The 14,442-nt window shown below is 63.8% G+C and carries 12 protein-coding genes and 1 other RNA gene; 5 read left to right on the forward strand and 8 right to left on the reverse strand.

Annotation, left to right across the window (positions count from 1 at the left end):
• Positions 1 to 49: 49 nt before the first annotated feature.
• Positions 50 to 1,798 carry a methyl-accepting chemotaxis protein gene (locus P6U27_RS33450; RefSeq protein ID WP_407193396.1) on the forward strand — a complete coding sequence of 583 codons (1,749 nt, stop codon included), beginning with the start codon at positions 50 to 52 and terminating at the stop codon, positions 1,796 to 1,798.
• Between the two features lie 269 nt (positions 1,799 to 2,067).
• Here P6U27_RS33450 and P6U27_RS33455 read toward each other — a convergent pair whose 3' ends face one another.
• From P6U27_RS33455 to P6U27_RS33465, 3 genes are all read right to left on the reverse strand, one after another.
• Entirely contained in the window at positions 2,068 to 2,451 is a 384-nt protein-coding gene (locus P6U27_RS33455) for a DUF5131 family protein (RefSeq protein WP_407193397.1), read from the reverse strand.
• Positions 2,452 to 2,478: 27 nt separating this feature from the next.
• Entirely contained in the window at positions 2,479 to 3,240 is a 762-nt protein-coding gene (locus P6U27_RS33460) for an outer membrane protein (protein WP_129144410.1), read from the reverse strand.
• A 754-nt stretch (positions 3,241 to 3,994) separates the two neighbouring features.
• Entirely contained in the window at positions 3,995 to 4,522 is a 528-nt protein-coding gene (locus tag P6U27_RS33465; RefSeq protein ID WP_122405684.1) for a Spy/CpxP family protein refolding chaperone, read from the reverse strand.
• Positions 4,523 to 5,034: 512 nt separating this feature from the next.
• Here P6U27_RS33465 and P6U27_RS33470 point away from each other — a divergent pair.
• From P6U27_RS33470 to P6U27_RS33480, 3 genes are read left to right on the forward strand one after another with little or no spacing between them, the layout of a single operon-like run.
• Positions 5,035 to 5,499 carry a (2Fe-2S)-binding protein gene (locus P6U27_RS33470; RefSeq protein WP_174221612.1) on the forward strand — a complete coding sequence of 155 codons (465 nt, stop codon included), beginning with the start codon at positions 5,035 to 5,037 and terminating at the stop codon, positions 5,497 to 5,499.
• An 8-nt stretch (positions 5,500 to 5,507) separates the two neighbouring features.
• Positions 5,508 to 7,676 carry a molybdopterin cofactor-binding domain-containing protein gene (locus P6U27_RS33475; RefSeq protein WP_407193398.1) on the forward strand — a complete coding sequence of 723 codons (2,169 nt, stop codon included), beginning with the start codon at positions 5,508 to 5,510 and terminating at the stop codon, positions 7,674 to 7,676.
• Complete coding sequence (locus P6U27_RS33480) at positions 7,673 to 9,016, forward strand: c-type cytochrome (protein ID WP_407193399.1); 1,344 nt, start codon at positions 7,673 to 7,675, stop codon at positions 9,014 to 9,016. The genes P6U27_RS33475 and P6U27_RS33480 overlap by 4 nt, the downstream gene beginning before the upstream one ends.
• 54 nt (positions 9,017 to 9,070) lie before the next feature.
• On the opposite strand, the gene P6U27_RS33485 is transcribed toward P6U27_RS33480, so the two are convergent.
• The 5 genes from P6U27_RS33485 to P6U27_RS33505 form a co-directional block, all read right to left on the reverse strand.
• Positions 9,071 to 9,895: a TIGR00282 family metallophosphoesterase gene (locus tag P6U27_RS33485; protein WP_407193400.1), complete on the reverse strand. Its 825-nt coding sequence runs from the start codon at positions 9,893 to 9,895 to the stop codon at positions 9,071 to 9,073.
• Positions 9,873 to 10,469: a 5-formyltetrahydrofolate cyclo-ligase gene (locus P6U27_RS33490; RefSeq protein WP_407193401.1), complete on the reverse strand. Its 597-nt coding sequence runs from the start codon at positions 10,467 to 10,469 to the stop codon at positions 9,873 to 9,875. Before P6U27_RS33490 ends, P6U27_RS33485 begins: the two co-directional genes overlap by 23 nt.
• A gap of 222 nt (positions 10,470 to 10,691) precedes the next feature.
• A non-coding RNA gene (gene ssrS / locus P6U27_RS33495) (6S RNA) lies at positions 10,692 to 10,852 on the reverse strand.
• 333 nt (positions 10,853 to 11,185) lie between these two features.
• Complete coding sequence (locus tag P6U27_RS33500) at positions 11,186 to 11,569, reverse strand: cell division protein ZapA (protein ID WP_061025095.1); 384 nt, start codon at positions 11,567 to 11,569, stop codon at positions 11,186 to 11,188.
• The gene (locus P6U27_RS33505; RefSeq protein WP_164937020.1) at positions 11,566 to 11,886 is read right to left on the reverse strand and encodes a DUF4164 domain-containing protein; all 321 of its coding nucleotides are present in this window, start codon (positions 11,884 to 11,886) and stop codon (positions 11,566 to 11,568) included. Before P6U27_RS33505 ends, P6U27_RS33500 begins: the two co-directional genes overlap by 4 nt.
• A 404-nt stretch (positions 11,887 to 12,290) precedes the next feature.
• On the opposite strand from P6U27_RS33505, the gene tkt reads away from it, so the two are divergent.
• Entirely contained in the window at positions 12,291 to 14,306 is a 2,016-nt protein-coding gene (gene tkt, locus P6U27_RS33510; protein WP_407193402.1) for a transketolase, read from the forward strand.
• The last annotated feature ends 136 nt before the right edge of the window (positions 14,307 to 14,442 follow it).

Below are 14,442 nucleotides of genomic sequence, written 5' to 3' on the forward strand. Positions count from 1 at the left end.
TCCGGCCTGCAAAAATAGCCTCCGCCCGTTCCCCGACAAGAGAGACGTGATGGCGTTCGGACTATTTCGGAGGCGTCTGCCTGACATCGCTGCGCCCGTGGCAGCTCCGCAGGCCGCGCGGCCGGTGGCCCATTCCGAGCCCGCCCCGGCCAGCGAGGGCGATTCCGCCAGGGAAATCCTGGAACTGCTGGAACTCGAGCTCGGCGCCATGATTCGCCAGCTCGAGCGCGCCGCCAATTCCGTGGCCGGCGGCGCCGAGGCGACCGCCGCGACGCTCGCCGCCATTCGCAACCGCACCGACGCCCTGACCGGCCGCACCAATGCGGCGCAGTCGACCGCCTCCACCTTCGCCCATGCCGCCGACAAGTTCACCCAGTCCGCGCACGGCATCGGCGCGCAGGTCCGCGAAGCCGGCATGCTCGCCGACGAGGCCAGCGCCGCGGCGCAGGAAGCGCGCGCCAACGTCGATCGCTTGCGCGAATCCTCCGCCGCCATCGGCAATGTCGTCAATCTGATCGCGCAGATCGCGCGGCAGACCACGCTGCTCGCGCTCAACTCGACGATCGAGGCCGCGCGCGCCGGCGACGCCGGCAGGGGTTTTGCGGTCGTCGCCACCGAGGTCAAGGCGCTCGCAGTGCAGACGCAAGGCGCCACGGAAGAGATCACCCGGAAGATCGACGCGCTGCAGCGCGACGCCGCCGGCTCTGCGGATGCCGTGCATCGCATTTCGCAGGCGATCGAGGCGATCCGCCCGGTGTTCGACACCGTCAACGGCGCGGTCGCCGAACAGACTGCCACCACGAGCGAAGTCTCCGGCAACGCCGCCAGCGCCTCGGAGTTCATCATCTCGGTCGGCGAGAGCGCGGCCGAGATCGATGCCGCGACCAAGGCGGCCGAGACCCATGGGGAGAGCGTCGCCAGTGCCGGCAAGGCCGTCACCACATTTGCTCGGAAGCTGAAATCGCGCTGCGCCGTGCTGCTGCGTCAGAGCGAGCACGACGACCGCCGCAAGAGCGAGCGGCTGCCCTGTCACCTCAAGTTCGAGACCACGCGCGGCGTGATGCCGGTCTATGAGATCGCGATGGAAGGCGTGCTGATCGGCGGTCCGGACGCTGGCCGGCTAGCACCGCAAGCGATGATCGAAGGCAGCCTCGAAGACATCGGCGCCTGCCGCCTGCGCGTGGTCGCACAATCCAGCGCCGGCGCCCGCGCGCAATTCGTCGGTCCCAACGCCGCGCTCAACGAGAAGATCGAGGATAAGCTCTGGTCGATCCATGAGGAGAATACGGAGTTCGTCACCCGTGCCATGGAGGCGGGCAATGCGCTGACTAAAATATTCGAGGAGGCGGTTGCGCGCGGCGAGGTCAAGATGGAGGACCTCTTCGACACCGACTATGTGGAGATCGCCGGCACCAATCCGCAGCAATACCGCACGAAATATCTCGACTGGGCCGACCGCGCGCTGCCGCCGTTTCAGGACGCCTTCCTCGCCAAGGACCCGCGCATGGCGTTCTGCGCCATGGTCGACCGCAACGGCTTCCTGCCGGTGCACAACAAGATCTATTCGCATCCGCAGCGGCCGGGCGACGTCGCCTGGAACACCGCCAACAGCCGCAACCGGCGCATCTTCAACGATCCGGCGGGGTTGGCTGCGGCGCACAACCAGCGCTCGTACCTGGTCCAGAGCTACGCCCGCGACATGGGCAACGGGAGCACGGTCATGATGCGCGAGATCGACGTGCCGATCCGCGTCAAGGGACGGCACTGGGGCGGATTCCGCACGGCTTACAAGCTGTAGCGCCCGCTCTCCTGCCTGGGCAGGCACTGGGGCGCCTTCCGGATGGGTTTCCGGCAGGGCTGACGGGCGCTCCTGCGGCCCATGAATCAAAAACCTGAAAAACAACCCCATGCACAGTAGCCGGGGTGTGCGAAATCAATGGCTTATGCAGGCAAGCCGTGGCGCGCTTTGACTCGTCGGGCAAAACAGGGGCATTAATGCTATTATTCCGAAGTTGCCACCTCGTCCCTTCTCCCTTGTGGGAGAAGGTGCTGCATGAAATCATCTTATCAGAGGCTTAGTTTACGGGCGTCTCGATAGTGTCCCAAGCGGCATCTCATCGAAGGTGCGCCCCCGATACTGCCCTGCCAGTACGGTTCTTGCGAACGCCGCCCCATTGTTTGAAAAAAATGCCGCGCCGCTTCGCGACACGCGCTCTCGATCTCACGGACCCACTCCTCCGCCATTGGTCGGGAACGTGGTCCACTTTCACCTCGAACGATTGCCCATTGGATGCCCGTCACAAATCTCGGCGATATCGCTGGTCTCGAATGCGGCGTTGATGCGTTCCGCAATCGCTCGGCGGTTCGTTCGAGATGATCTGATAGATCGCTTCGCAATCTTTTCGGACATCCGCATGCAACAAAAAGGCCGGGCAAACCTGCCCGGCCCATCTGCTGGAAAAAGCGTCGAGAAGAAGGTCAGTATTTGGCCGCGACCGGAGGATAGCCGTAGCCGCCGAAGCGGTAGTTAAACCGCACAGTGACCATATCCACGTCCTGGCTAATCCGATCGTTGAGTACGGCCGCAAGGCGCGGATCGGCGACGGAGAAGGAGTTATTGGCGTGTCCCATCCACAGATGGTCGTATTCAAGACCGACCGACCAGTTCGGTGCGAAACCATACTCCCAGCCGACACCCAGGGCGCCGCCCCAGCGCGTGTTATCTGCCGAGACCAGCCCGATCCCGGTGGTGTTGTCGAAGATTGTAAAGCGGTTTCTGGTCACGGCCGCGCCGCCCTTCACGTAGAACAGTGAGGCGTTCCATGCCCAACCGAGTTGGCCCGTGAAGAGGCCGATGGCGTCGGTCTTCACCGTGGTTGAAAGCGTCGGATTGAACAGGCTGACACGGGTGTTGCTGAGGTCGGCCCAATCGCCCTGTGCCTCCAATCCGAACACAAACTGATTGGTCTGCCAGCGATATCCGATCTGCCCGCCGACAACCCCTCCGGAACGGTCACGGCAACCGCTTGCGACTGTTCCTGCGAGCGTGACGAAATCCACGCAATTGTGGCTTTGGCCCCACCCGCCGTTGGCGCCGATGTAGAAACCGGTCCAATCATAGATCGGCGCGACCGGGGGCGGCGCCTTGACGTAAGGTTTAGCAGCCAGATCAGCCGCCGACGCGGGCGCGGCCATGCCCACGGCCAGCAAGGCCACGGTGCTCAGCAAAAACTTCTTCATTGTCATTGCTCCATCCCGTCGTTTCGGTCTGAAACGACCGCGAGTTACTTGTTGCGGCATTCCGACCTGAACGTAGCTGATTTGATGAGCATGCGATGTATCGGGGCGGCAACACTCGAAGTTTCGATTTTGGCCAGCGCGCGGTTTACGGGAGGTACGATTATGCGCCTTCCAGTTGTGGCAGAAGTGCTGACCAATCGGATGCACTGAGCCCTTCTGTTTTCAGTATGATTGTTGGCAAACGCAGAGACCGACAGGCTTGTTGTCGGCACTCAAGATGAGCGAGCCTAAAGCGCGATGGGAATCACCATCGCGCTTCAGGTTATTGTTTGAGCATGATCTTTTCGGAAAACCGCTGCACACTTTTCCGGATCATGCTTTAGGGCCTTCGGTGCCCAGATTTGGCTCGCAAGAGCGGCACTGTTGTCGAAGTCGGCCTTCGCACAACAGGCATTACAGTGCTGTTCGATGGCGCCACAAGACCAACTGTCCTGCACCGAAATCATATAGCTCCTTTCTCGGAGTAGACTTCCGGTCTGCGCTCCACTTCGGACATGTCCCTGCTGCGCCCAAACGGTCGCGATGGGCACAGATCCGGAGTTCCGAAACGGCTTTGCCATGGGCTGGCGAACGCTTCGGCTTCGCCAAACCCTGGGGGATGTCGGCCTTGCACAAAAGCAGACATCGCCGCTGCTGCCGTATAATGGGCGGAGCACACGCGGCTATTTAAGCCGAAGCATCGAACTACTTTGCTTCAGTCCTCGTTCTCCTGAAACTGCGCACGGCGCCGGTCCACGACGTTGCTCATATCGTGGATTACAAAGATCGCGAGCGCCGCCATGCGCCGCCTCTGTTCTTGGCTAAGCGTACCGTAGAGTGGCTGCCACGCCTCGGCGAGCTTATCCAAATCGGCTGAACGTTGAGCCAATGCTTGCGAGCGTTGTTGCAAAAAGGCGATGGGGTCACGATTGCGCATGAGTTCGACACGGCTTTCGTTGGCCGCTCTACCCACTGTTTCCTGGATTTTTGCAATACGGGCTCTCCGATCCTCCGCATTGGCACGAATGGCGCTCTCTACGGGCGGCCAAAGCTTTTCCTGGTCAGGTGTCAACTGCAACGCGGCCTTCACCAGATCAACCCTCATATCCGTAAGTGTATTCTGGTCGGTTGCATTTAACCGTTCCGGTATCGCAGGAGAGGAGGTTTGCGAGGATTGTGCGTTGGCAATCGAGGAGGCAGCAAGGAAGAGCGCGGTTGTTCCGATCACTACTGTCTTCAACATGGCAATCTCCCAGGTAGGTTACGCCCCCAGGCTCCGTGGCAGAAATGATCACGCACTGCGAGGTCGCTTTGAGCTATATCAAAGGATCGAGCAGGTTTGACGGCGACCGCCGCTGTTCAGCGAGCGCAACCGTCCAACTTCCAGCTCTTTGCTTTCAACTTGCTGGAAGTGCCTCAAGGGGGCCAAAGGGGAGAGGGCACAGCAATGGGCCGCCCGACTTTCCCAATCGCACGATTTTCGTCATCGCATGATTTTGCGCATTCGCACGACGATCTGCGGCGTTAGACCACGCAGGCGACGAAAATGCATCGAAATATGACGATTATCATATCAAATAGCCTGGAATAGCTGCAGCGGTCGCCGCACAAATTCGTGAATGTCATGGTCTGCCGCTTCGACCGCCCAAATATGCATTGCTGCGAATTTGGAAGCTTCATCGCGTCGCATCGATATGATTAGGGTCACGCGCAAATCGCCGACGCCGTAAGCGCTCGTCGAGCAAGGGGATGCACATGGCAACAACACTCTCTATCAACGGCGAAACGAAATCGTTCGACGCGCCACCCGACATGCCGCTGCTGTGGGTGCTGCGCGACATCCTCGGCATGACCGGCACCAAGTTCGGCTGCGGCATCGCGCAATGCGGCGCCTGCACGGTGCATATCGACGGCAAGGCGGTGCGCTCCTGCGTGTTGCCGGTGAGCGCGGTCGAGAACCGCAATGTGACCACCATCGAGCATGTCGGCAGCACGCCGGCGGGCGCGAAGGTGCAGAAGGCCTGGCTCGAGGCCGAAGTGATCCAGTGCGGTTACTGCCAGTCCGGCCAGATCATGGCGGCCGCGGCGCTGCTGGCGGCAACGCCGAATCCTGACGATTCCGATATCGACGCCGCGATGGCCGGCAACATCTGCCGCTGCGGCACCTATGTGCGCATCCGCGAGGCCATCAAGCAGGCCGCCAACGGCCGCCAGTCCTGAGGTTCGCCATGAATGCACACAAAAGCCTCTCCCGCCGCTCGCTGCTGACCGGCGGTCTCGCAGGCGGCTTCCTGCTCGCCTTCCATCTGCCGCTGCGCGCCGCAATCAACGAGCCGGTGCAGCCGCTCGACAACACCCAGGGAAAGTTCGCGCCCAACGCCTTCATCAGCATCGACGAGACCGGCCGCACGGTGCTGATCATGCCGCAGGTCGAGATGGGCCAGGGCACGTACACGTCGATCTCCGCGGTACTCGCCGAGGAGCTGGATGCCGACTGGAGCAAGGTCGAGGTGCAGCACGCCCCGCCGAATGACAAGCTCTACGGCAATCCCACCTTCGGCCTGCAAGTCACCGGCAACTCCAACTCGATCCGCGCCTGGTGGCTGCCGCTGCGCAAGGCCGGCGCGACCGCGCGCGCGATGCTGGTGCAGGCCGCAGCCGCCCAATGGGGCGTCGAGCCTGCAAGCTGCAGCGCGTCGAAGGGCGAGGTCGCGCATGACGCGAGCGGCCGCAAGCTCGGCTATGGCGAACTGGCGCTTGCCGCGCAGTCCCAGACGCTTCCGAAAGATGTCGCAATCAAGGATCCCAAGGACTTCGTCCTCATCGGTCAGCCGTTGAAGCGGCTCGATACGCCGGACAAGGTCAACGGCAAGGCGCTCTACGGCATCGACGCGATCCTCCCCGGCATGAAGATCGCCGCGATCGCCAATTGCCCGGTATTTGGTGGCAAGGTCGGCAAGGTCGACGACAGCGCCGCGACGAAAGTCGCCGGCGTGCGCAAGGTCGTCGTACTCGATGACGCAGTCGCCGTGATCGGCGATCACATGTGGGCGGCAAAGAAAGGTCTCGAAGCGCTCAAGATCGAGTGGAACGAGGGGCCGAACGCTGAGATCTCCACCAAGGACATCTGGGACGACCTGCGCAAGGCCAGCCAGAAAGACGGCGCGATCGCCAGATCCGACGGCGACATCGCCAAGGCGCTGGCGAGCGGCGACAAGTTCGAAGCGGCTTACGAGCTGCCGTTCCTGGCGCATGCCTCGATGGAGCCGATCAACGCCACGGTGCACGTGAAGCCCGACTCCTGCGAGATCTGGACCGGCACGCAGATCATGACGCGCGTGCAGTCGGAGGCGGCGAAGGCCGCGGGGCTGCCGGTCGACAAGGTCATCGTCAACAACCATCTGCTCGGCGGCGGCTTCGGCCGCAAGCTCGAGCCGGACGTGGTTGTCGCGGCGGTCAAGATCGCAAAACAGGTCGACTACCCCGTGAAGGTGGTGTGGACCCGCGAGGAGGACATCCAGCACGACGTCTACCGCCCGGTCTATCGCGATCAGATCACGGCGTCGCTGGTCGACGGCAAGGTCTCGGGGTGGAAGTACAAGGTCGCCGGCTCCGCCGTGCTGGCGCGCTGGCTGCCGCCGGCGTTCCAGAAGGGCATCGATATCGATGCAGTCGACGCTGCCGTCGATGCGCCCTACGACTTCGCCAACTTCCACGTCGAATATGTCCGTGCCGAACCGCTGTCGGTGCCGACAGGCTTCTGGCGCGGCGTCGGCCCGAACAATAATGTGTTCGCGGTCGAATGCGCGATGGACGAGCTCGCGCGCAAGGCGGGCAAGGACCCCATTGAATTCCGCAAGTCCATGCTGACGAAAAACCCGCGCATGCTGGCGGTGCTCGACCAGGTCGCGGAGAAATCCGGCTGGGGCCAACCGCTGCCTCCGCGCGTCGGCCGCGGCGTCTGCGTGCAGCCCTCATTCGCAAGCTTCATCGCGACGGTGGTCGAGGCCGAGATCGACGACATCGGCGAGATCACGCTCCGCCGCGTCACGTCGGTGGTCGACACCGGTATCGCGGTCAACCCCGATACGGTGAAGGCGCAGATCGAGGGCGGCTTGATCTTCGGCCTCACCGCCGCACTCTATGGCGAGATCACCATCGACAAGGGCCGCGTGCAGCAGTCGAACTTCCACGACTACCGCATGATGCGCATCAACGAGACGCCGAAGATCGAGGTGATCGTCGTCAAGAGCGGCGAGGCGCCGGGCGGCATCGGCGAGGCCGGCGTCAATGCCGGACCACCGGCGTTGCGCAACGCGATTTATGCGGCAACCGGTGTGGCGCTGCGGCGCCTGCCAATCGATCGGAAACTGCTGGCTGCGGGGAAGAAGGCATGAGCGGCAAGATGCGTATCCTCACGAGCCTGGTCGTGATCGCCATCGTCGCGGTGGCGCTCGGCGTCTGGATCATCCGCGGGCCCGGCCCGCTCGACTTTGCAGGCGGCACCAAGGTGGCGCTGGCGGACTACCGCGCCGGCAAGCCGACGGGCGTGCCGGCCAAGCTCGAGAAGGCAAGCCTGGCCGAACGCGGTGAGTATCTTGCAAAGGCGGCCGACTGCATGGTCTGCCACACCAAGCCGGGCGAGAAGGAGTATTCCGGCGGGCTCGCCTTCAAGCTGCCGTTCGGCACGCTCTATTCGACCAACATCACGCCGGACAAGGACACCGGCATCGGCAATTACAGCGATCAGGATTTCCTGAACGCGGTCCAGCACGGCAAGCGCCGTGACGGCGCGCGGCTCTATCCGGCGATGCCGTACACGTCCTACACCTTCATGACCGACGAGGACGTGCTGGCGGTGAAGGCCTATCTGTTCAGCCTGCCGGCGGTGCGCGCCAAGGCGCCCGAGAACACGCTGTCCTTCCCGTTCAACCAGCGCTGGGCTATGATGTTCTGGTCGGCGGTGTTCAATCCGGATACGCGCTTTGCGCCTGACACCTCGAAGAGCCCGGAGTGGAACAGAGGTGCGTATCTCGCCGAGGCGCTGGCGCATTGCGGCGAATGCCACACCCCGCGCAATCTCGGCTTTGCCCTCGACAACCGCAGGAAGTTCGCCGGCGCGATCACGGCGGGCTGGCGCGCCTTCAACATTTCTTCCGACAAAGCGACCGGTCTCGGCAACTGGAGCGATCAGGATCTGATCTCGTATCTGTCGCTCGGCCATGCACCGGGCCACGGCTCGGCTTCGGGTCCGATGGGTGAAGCGGTCGACCACAGTTTCAGCCGGTTCACGCCCGAAGACATCAGCAGCATCGTTGCCTACTTGCGCAGCGTGCCGCCGCAGCCCTCGTCCGACCTGCCGGCCACCACGGCGCCCGTCGCCCCCGCCTCGCACCGCGACGGCGTCACCGCGGACGCGCGCGGCAAGAAGATGTTCGCCAGCGCCTGCGCCAGCTGTCACGGCTGGAGCGGCGAGAGCCCGGTCTCGCCGATGGCGACGCTGACCGGCACCTGGGCCGTCAACGATCCCGCGGCCATCAACGTCGCGCAGATCGTGATCTCGGGCACCAAGCGGCATACGCCCGACGGTGCACTGTCGATGCCCGCGTTCGGCAATGCGTATAGCGACGACGAGATCGCGGCGGTGGCGAACTACGTCACGGCGCGGTTCGGTGCGAAGGGCTCGAAGCTGACGGCGAAGGACGTGGCGGAGTTGCGGGGTCAGACGGCGGAGTAGCGCGCCGCTCTTACCCTCCCCTGGAGGGTGGCAGGGGCGATTGCTGCATGACCGTCAGCTCAACCAGAACTTCGGCGTCGCGGGCTCCAGCCTTCCGCCCACACGCACCGGCGCGATCCTGAGCGCGAGACCCGTTGCATCGTCCGTCTCGACCGCAACGGCGCTGAGCGTTGCAGCGCCTGCGGCCGGCTCGAAGCGCCCCGACGGAATCCCCGTGGTGAACCGGCGCAGCGGCTCTTCCTTCTGCATGCCGATGATGGAGTCGTAATCGCCGGTCATGCCGGCGTCGGTCATGTAGGCGGTGCCGCCTGACAGGATCTGGTGGTCGGCGGTCGGGACATGCGTGTGGGTGCCGACGACGAGGCTGGCGCGACCGTCGCAGAAGAAGCCGATGCCCTGTTTCTCGCTGCTCGCCTCGCAATGGAAGTCGACGACGATGGCGTCGGCGGCGACACCGAGCGGGCAGGCTCCCAATTCGCGCTCGAGCGCGGCGAAGGGATCGTCGAACGGGGTCATGAAGACGCGGCCCAACGCGTTGACGACGAGTGCATGCTTGCCGTTCTTGGTCTCGACCAAGGCGGCGCCGCGGCCGGGCGTGCCGCGCGGATAGTTCGCGGGCCGCACCAGGCGGTCGGCGCGCTCGATGAAGACGAGCGCCTCGCGCTGATCCCAGGAATGATTGCCGAGCGTCACCGCGTCGGCGCCGGCCTCGAGAAACTCCTGGTAGATCGCTTCCGTGATGCCGAAGCCGCCGGCCGAATTCTCGCCGTTGACCACGACGAAATCGAGCGACCAGTCCTTGACCATGCCGGGCAGATATTCGGAGACGGCCTCGCGCCCGCTGCGGCCGACGACGTCACCCACGAAGAGAATGCGCAACTTCAGAACTCCGGAAATCGAACACGTCCGATTCCGTTAGCACATAATCCAGCGCGACGTCGTGGGATAGTGCCGGAACCGTCTCGATCTCCTGTGCTGCAAACGCAAGGCCGATGCCGACGATGTGCTTGGCTTTCCTCAGATGCGCGAAGGTGAAATCGTAATGCCCCGCGCCATAGCCGATGCGATGGCCGAGGCGGTCGAAGGCGGCGAGCGGCGTCAGCATGATATCGGGGACGACCTCGGCCGCTGCAGGCGACGGCTCGGGAATGCCGAGCGGGCCGAGCATCAGGCGATCGTTCGGATGGAAGAGGCGGAAGATCAGCGACTGGCCGCGCGCAGTGACGCAAGGCAGCGCCAGCCTCGCGCCCTCCTCCGCGAGCTTGGTCAAAAGCGGCATCGGATCGATCTCGCTGCGGATCGGCGAATAGCCGGAGACGATGCTGCCCGGCAGCAGCTTGAACGGCAGCCCGCGCTTGGCGAGCTTTGCGGCGGCGGCAGTGCGCTTCTTCTCGCTCAGCGCATCGCGCTTGGCGAGGGCTTTGGCGCGGAGCTCGGATTTCGAGTTGGACATGTGCTGGTCCCCCAAAGTCATCACCCGCCTTGTGCGCCATTGCGCACTGGAGCAGGCGATCCAGTATTCCAGAGCCGGTGGTGATTCACACAAAGGCCGCGGCGTACTGGATGCCCCGCCCCCGTACGCAATTGCGCACCAGGCGGAGCATGACACCTGTTGAACCGGCCGCAGTCGTTTCAACAAGCACAAATCAAGCAGACAACAAATCAAGCAGACAAGTGCGAAGCCGCGTACGCCGTTGAAGCACTCGATCCCGGAGTTCCCTACGAAAGTAGGTGGGCACCATATGTCCGGGCCCACGGGCCCGGCCAGGGACAGTTCCCTAAAGGATCGATAAGGCCCCGGGGATATATGGCTCCTGACGCACGTCGCAGCCTCGCTCAGGCAATCTAACAACGATACTGACGAATCGCCAGCCCGAGTCGCGGCTGGTTCGCAACTCCTTGCGCGAGAGGTCGACGCGCGAAGCGCGGCGGGTGAGGGCTCTCTCCTCCTGGGGGTTCTCGCCCAGCGGAAACACCCTCTCCGCAACCCTCCCCCGCGAGCGCAGGGCTATCGCATCTGAGATCCTTTCCCTGCGGCCATCCTTCGAGACGCCCGCCTTAGGCGGGCTCTCGAAGGACGAGGCGTGCGCGCAGGCTGCAGCCACGACCCATATGCGATAGCCCTGCCCGCGAGCTGGGGAGGGAGCGCACCGGTCGCGTGGCTCTCGCCTACCCGATCGCAATCCCGTTGCCGACGGTGCGGTTCAGCACCTGGGTCGACTTCTCGATGCGTTCGGCGGCGGCGTTCAGTGCGTTGACCACGGCGGTCTGCGTCATCCTGGCGCGCTCGACGGCGGCGTTGCGGAAATCCCGGAGCTCGGTCAGCTCCTGCTCGAGGGTTCGGACACGGTTGCTGGTGTCGATCAATTCGTCACACACGGTCAGCGCCGCCATCACGGTGAGCCGCGCATCGCCGATCTCGCCGAATTTTCCGCGCAGCGACTGGATGCGTGTCTCCAGGGTTTCGGCGAGCTTGAGCAGCCGCACCTCCTGGCCCTCCTCGCAGGCCATGCGGTATTGCCGGCCGTTGATGGTGACGTTGATGTGGCTCATCCGTCCTCTCCGGTATCGAGCACCGAGCGTATCGTGACGATTGCGGAATCCAGCCGGTCAGAGATCTCGCGATTGGCGCGCTCGAGCTTGCGCGCCTTCACCAGTGCGCCGTCGAGCTCGTCGGCAAGGCGCGAGCGATCCGCGCCGAGCGCCTGAATCCGCGCCGCGAGCTCGTTCTCGTCGCGATCGGCATCGCGCCGCCGCTCCACCGCACTTTCGAGCGCGTCGAGCGCCGCCGTGAGCCGGCGGGTCGCAATCTCGATCTCGACGGCAGATGACTCCGTCATGGCGGAACTGTTTGATACGCGATCGTTCATGCAGTCAGCGGCGGAACCTGGCGGCCTTTGCCCAGTGGCCTTTCCCTGGAGCTTGCCGTCCGGCAAAAGACTCGGTTCGGCAAGCGGTTAGAAGCAGAAATTTACGTGGCAGGAAAGCCCAGCGCAACGCCGCCGCAAAGCTATGCACCGATAGATGGGATCCGGCATCCCGGCCTACCGGTTCCCGTGTGCATGATCTTTCGGAAAAACGGTTCCCACTTTCCGGATCATGCCTTGATAATACCTGGATGATACTTGGGCGATTTTTCGCGCTCGGAACGCGCTTGATTGCCTTGGACTCCCGGAACCGAGATGCTATCCAGCCCCAGCTCCCGTGACCGCCAGTCTCGATCCAGCGCGGCGCACACGGCCATCAAGCACCTCATTCCAGACGGATTTTCACCATGATGCAGCTCGATGCCACCCGTATGGCCCATACGCAGGTCGACCACACCCGCATGGCCAACGCGATCCGCGGCCTTTCGATGGACGCTGTCGAGAAGGCCAAATCGGGCCATCCCGGCCTGCCGATGGGTGCCGCCGACATCGCCACCGTGCTGTTCACGCAGTTCCTGAAATTCGATGCCGCCGCGCCAGCCTGGCCTGACCGCGACCGCTTCGTGCTCTCGGCCGGCCACGGCTCGATGCTGCTCTATTCGCTGCTGTATCTCACCGGCAATACCGAGATGACGCTGGACCAGATCAAGCAGTTTCGCCAGGTCAACTCGCTCACTCCCGGCCACCCCGAGAATTTCCGCACCAAAGGCATCGAAACCACCACGGGACCGCTCGGCCAGGGCATCTCGACTGCAGTCGGCATGGCGCTCGCCGAGAAGATGCTCGCCGCCGAGTTCGGCAAGAAGATCGTCGACCACCATACCTATGTGCTCGCATCCGACGGCGACCTGATGGAAGGCGTGTCGCAGGAAGCGATCGCGATGGCCGGGCATTGGAAGCTCAACAAGCTGATCGTGCTCTACGACGACAACGGCATCTCGATCGATGGCCCAACCTCGATCGCGGATTCCGTCGACCAGGTGAAGCGCTTCAAAGCGGCGGGCTGGGCGGCCGAGAAGATCGACGGTCAGGACCAGGCCGCGATCGCCGACGCCATCACGCGCGCCAGGAAATCGAACAAGCCGACGCTGATTGCCTGCCGCACCACCATCGGTTTCGGCGCGCCGCACAAGGCCGGCACCGCGAAGGTGCATGGCGAGGCGCTCGGGGCCGACGAGCTCAAGGCCGCCAAGGAAAATCTCGGCATCTCGCTCGAGCCGTTCTCCGTGCCTGACGACGTGCTGAAGGCCTGGCGCGCAGCCGGCAGCCGCGGCGCTGTGGCGCGGCAGGAATGGGAAGGACGGATCAGTGAGCTCGGCAGCCGCAAGCGTGCCGAGTTCGAGCGCCGCCTGCGACATGAGCGTCCGGCGTCGCTCGCAAAGGCGCTGCGCGCGCACAAGAAGGAATTGCTCGAGAAGCCGCTGACGGCGGCAACCCGCAAATCATCGGAAGCCGCGATCGAGGCGATCGCCGCCGCGATGCCGATGGAATTCCTGGCCGGCTCCGCCGATCTCACCGGCTCCAACAACAACAAAGCGAAATCGGCGACTGCCTTCTCGGCCAAGACGCCGAAGGGCCGCTTCATCCATTACGGCATCCGCGAGCACGGCATGGCGGCTGCGATGAACGGCATCTTCCTGCACGGCGGCTTCGCGCCGAACGGCGCGACGTTTCTGGTATTCACCGACTACGCCCGTCCCGCGATGCGCCTTGCCGCGCTGATGGGTGCCGGCGTCGTCTACGTGATGACTCACGACTCCATCGGCCTCGGCGAGGACGGCCCGACCCATCAGCCGGTCGAGCATCTCGCCGCGCTTCGCGCCATTCCCAACATGCGCGTGTTCCGTCCCTGCGATGCCATCGAGGTCGCCGAGTGCTGGGAGCTCGCGCTCAACCGCGTGGACGGACCGACCGTGCTGGCGCTGACGCGGCAGAACCTGCCGCAGCTGCGTACCACCGCACCGAACGACAATCCCTGTGCGGCCGGCGCCTATGAGCTCGTCCCAGCCCAGGCCGAAGCCAAGGTGACGCTGTTCGCTTCCGGCTCCGAGGTCGAGATCGCGGTGGCTGCCCAAAAACAGCTCACGGAACGCGGCATCGCGTCACGCGTTGTCTCTGTTCCTTCGCTCGAGCTGTTGTTAGCGCAACCAGAGGCGAAACGCGCCGCAATCATCGGCAACGCGCCGGTCAAGATTGCGATCGAGGCCGCCGTGCGCTGGGGCTGGGATGCCGTGATCGGCCAGGACGGCGAGTTCATCGGCATGCATTCCTTCGGCGAAAGCGGTCCTGCCAAGGAGCTTTACAAGCATTTCGGCATTACCGCCGAGGCCGCGGTTAACGCTGTGCTGAAGCGCGTTTCCTGAGAGTTGAGCTTGCCGCAAAAAAGGACTACGTAATCTCCCATATGATCAAGCACCGCCCGGCCGAACCGGGCGTCCGCCCCTAAAAAACCCTCGCAAGCGCGCCAAGCGCGCGTTGTGCGGGATGACAACGGTCATT

The organism is Bradyrhizobium sp. STM 3566 (assembly GCF_045571445.1).
Classification (GTDB): domain Bacteria; phylum Pseudomonadota; class Alphaproteobacteria; order Rhizobiales; family Xanthobacteraceae; genus Bradyrhizobium; species Bradyrhizobium vignae.

What these genes read in the sequence shown, in the direction of transcription:
- P6U27_RS33500 (WP_061025095.1), bottom strand. Translation starts at nt 11,569, where the DNA reads ATGAGCCACATCAACGTCACCATCAACGGCCGGCAATACCGCATGGCC.
- P6U27_RS33450 (WP_407193396.1), top strand. Translation starts at nt 50, where the DNA reads ATGGCGTTCGGACTATTTCGGAGGCGTCTGCCTGACATCGCTGCGCCC.
- P6U27_RS33480 (WP_407193399.1), top strand. Translation starts at nt 7,673, where the DNA reads ATGAGCGGCAAGATGCGTATCCTCACGAGCCTGGTCGTGATCGCCATC.
- P6U27_RS33470 (WP_174221612.1), top strand. Translation starts at nt 5,035, where the DNA reads ATGGCAACAACACTCTCTATCAACGGCGAAACGAAATCGTTCGACGCG.
- P6U27_RS33505 (WP_164937020.1), bottom strand. Translation starts at nt 11,886, where the DNA reads ATGAACGATCGCGTATCAAACAGTTCCGCCATGACGGAGTCATCTGCC.
- tkt (WP_407193402.1), top strand. Translation starts at nt 12,291, where the DNA reads ATGATGCAGCTCGATGCCACCCGTATGGCCCATACGCAGGTCGACCAC.
- P6U27_RS33475 (WP_407193398.1), top strand. Translation starts at nt 5,508, where the DNA reads ATGAATGCACACAAAAGCCTCTCCCGCCGCTCGCTGCTGACCGGCGGT.
- P6U27_RS33465 (WP_122405684.1), bottom strand. Translation starts at nt 4,522, where the DNA reads ATGTTGAAGACAGTAGTGATCGGAACAACCGCGCTCTTCCTTGCTGCC.
- P6U27_RS33455 (WP_407193397.1), bottom strand. Translation starts at nt 2,451, where the DNA reads ATGGGCCGGGCAGGTTTGCCCGGCCTTTTTGTTGCATGCGGATGTCCG.
- P6U27_RS33490 (WP_407193401.1), bottom strand. Translation starts at nt 10,469, where the DNA reads ATGTCCAACTCGAAATCCGAGCTCCGCGCCAAAGCCCTCGCCAAGCGC.
- P6U27_RS33460 (WP_129144410.1), bottom strand. Translation starts at nt 3,240, where the DNA reads ATGAAGAAGTTTTTGCTGAGCACCGTGGCCTTGCTGGCCGTGGGCATG.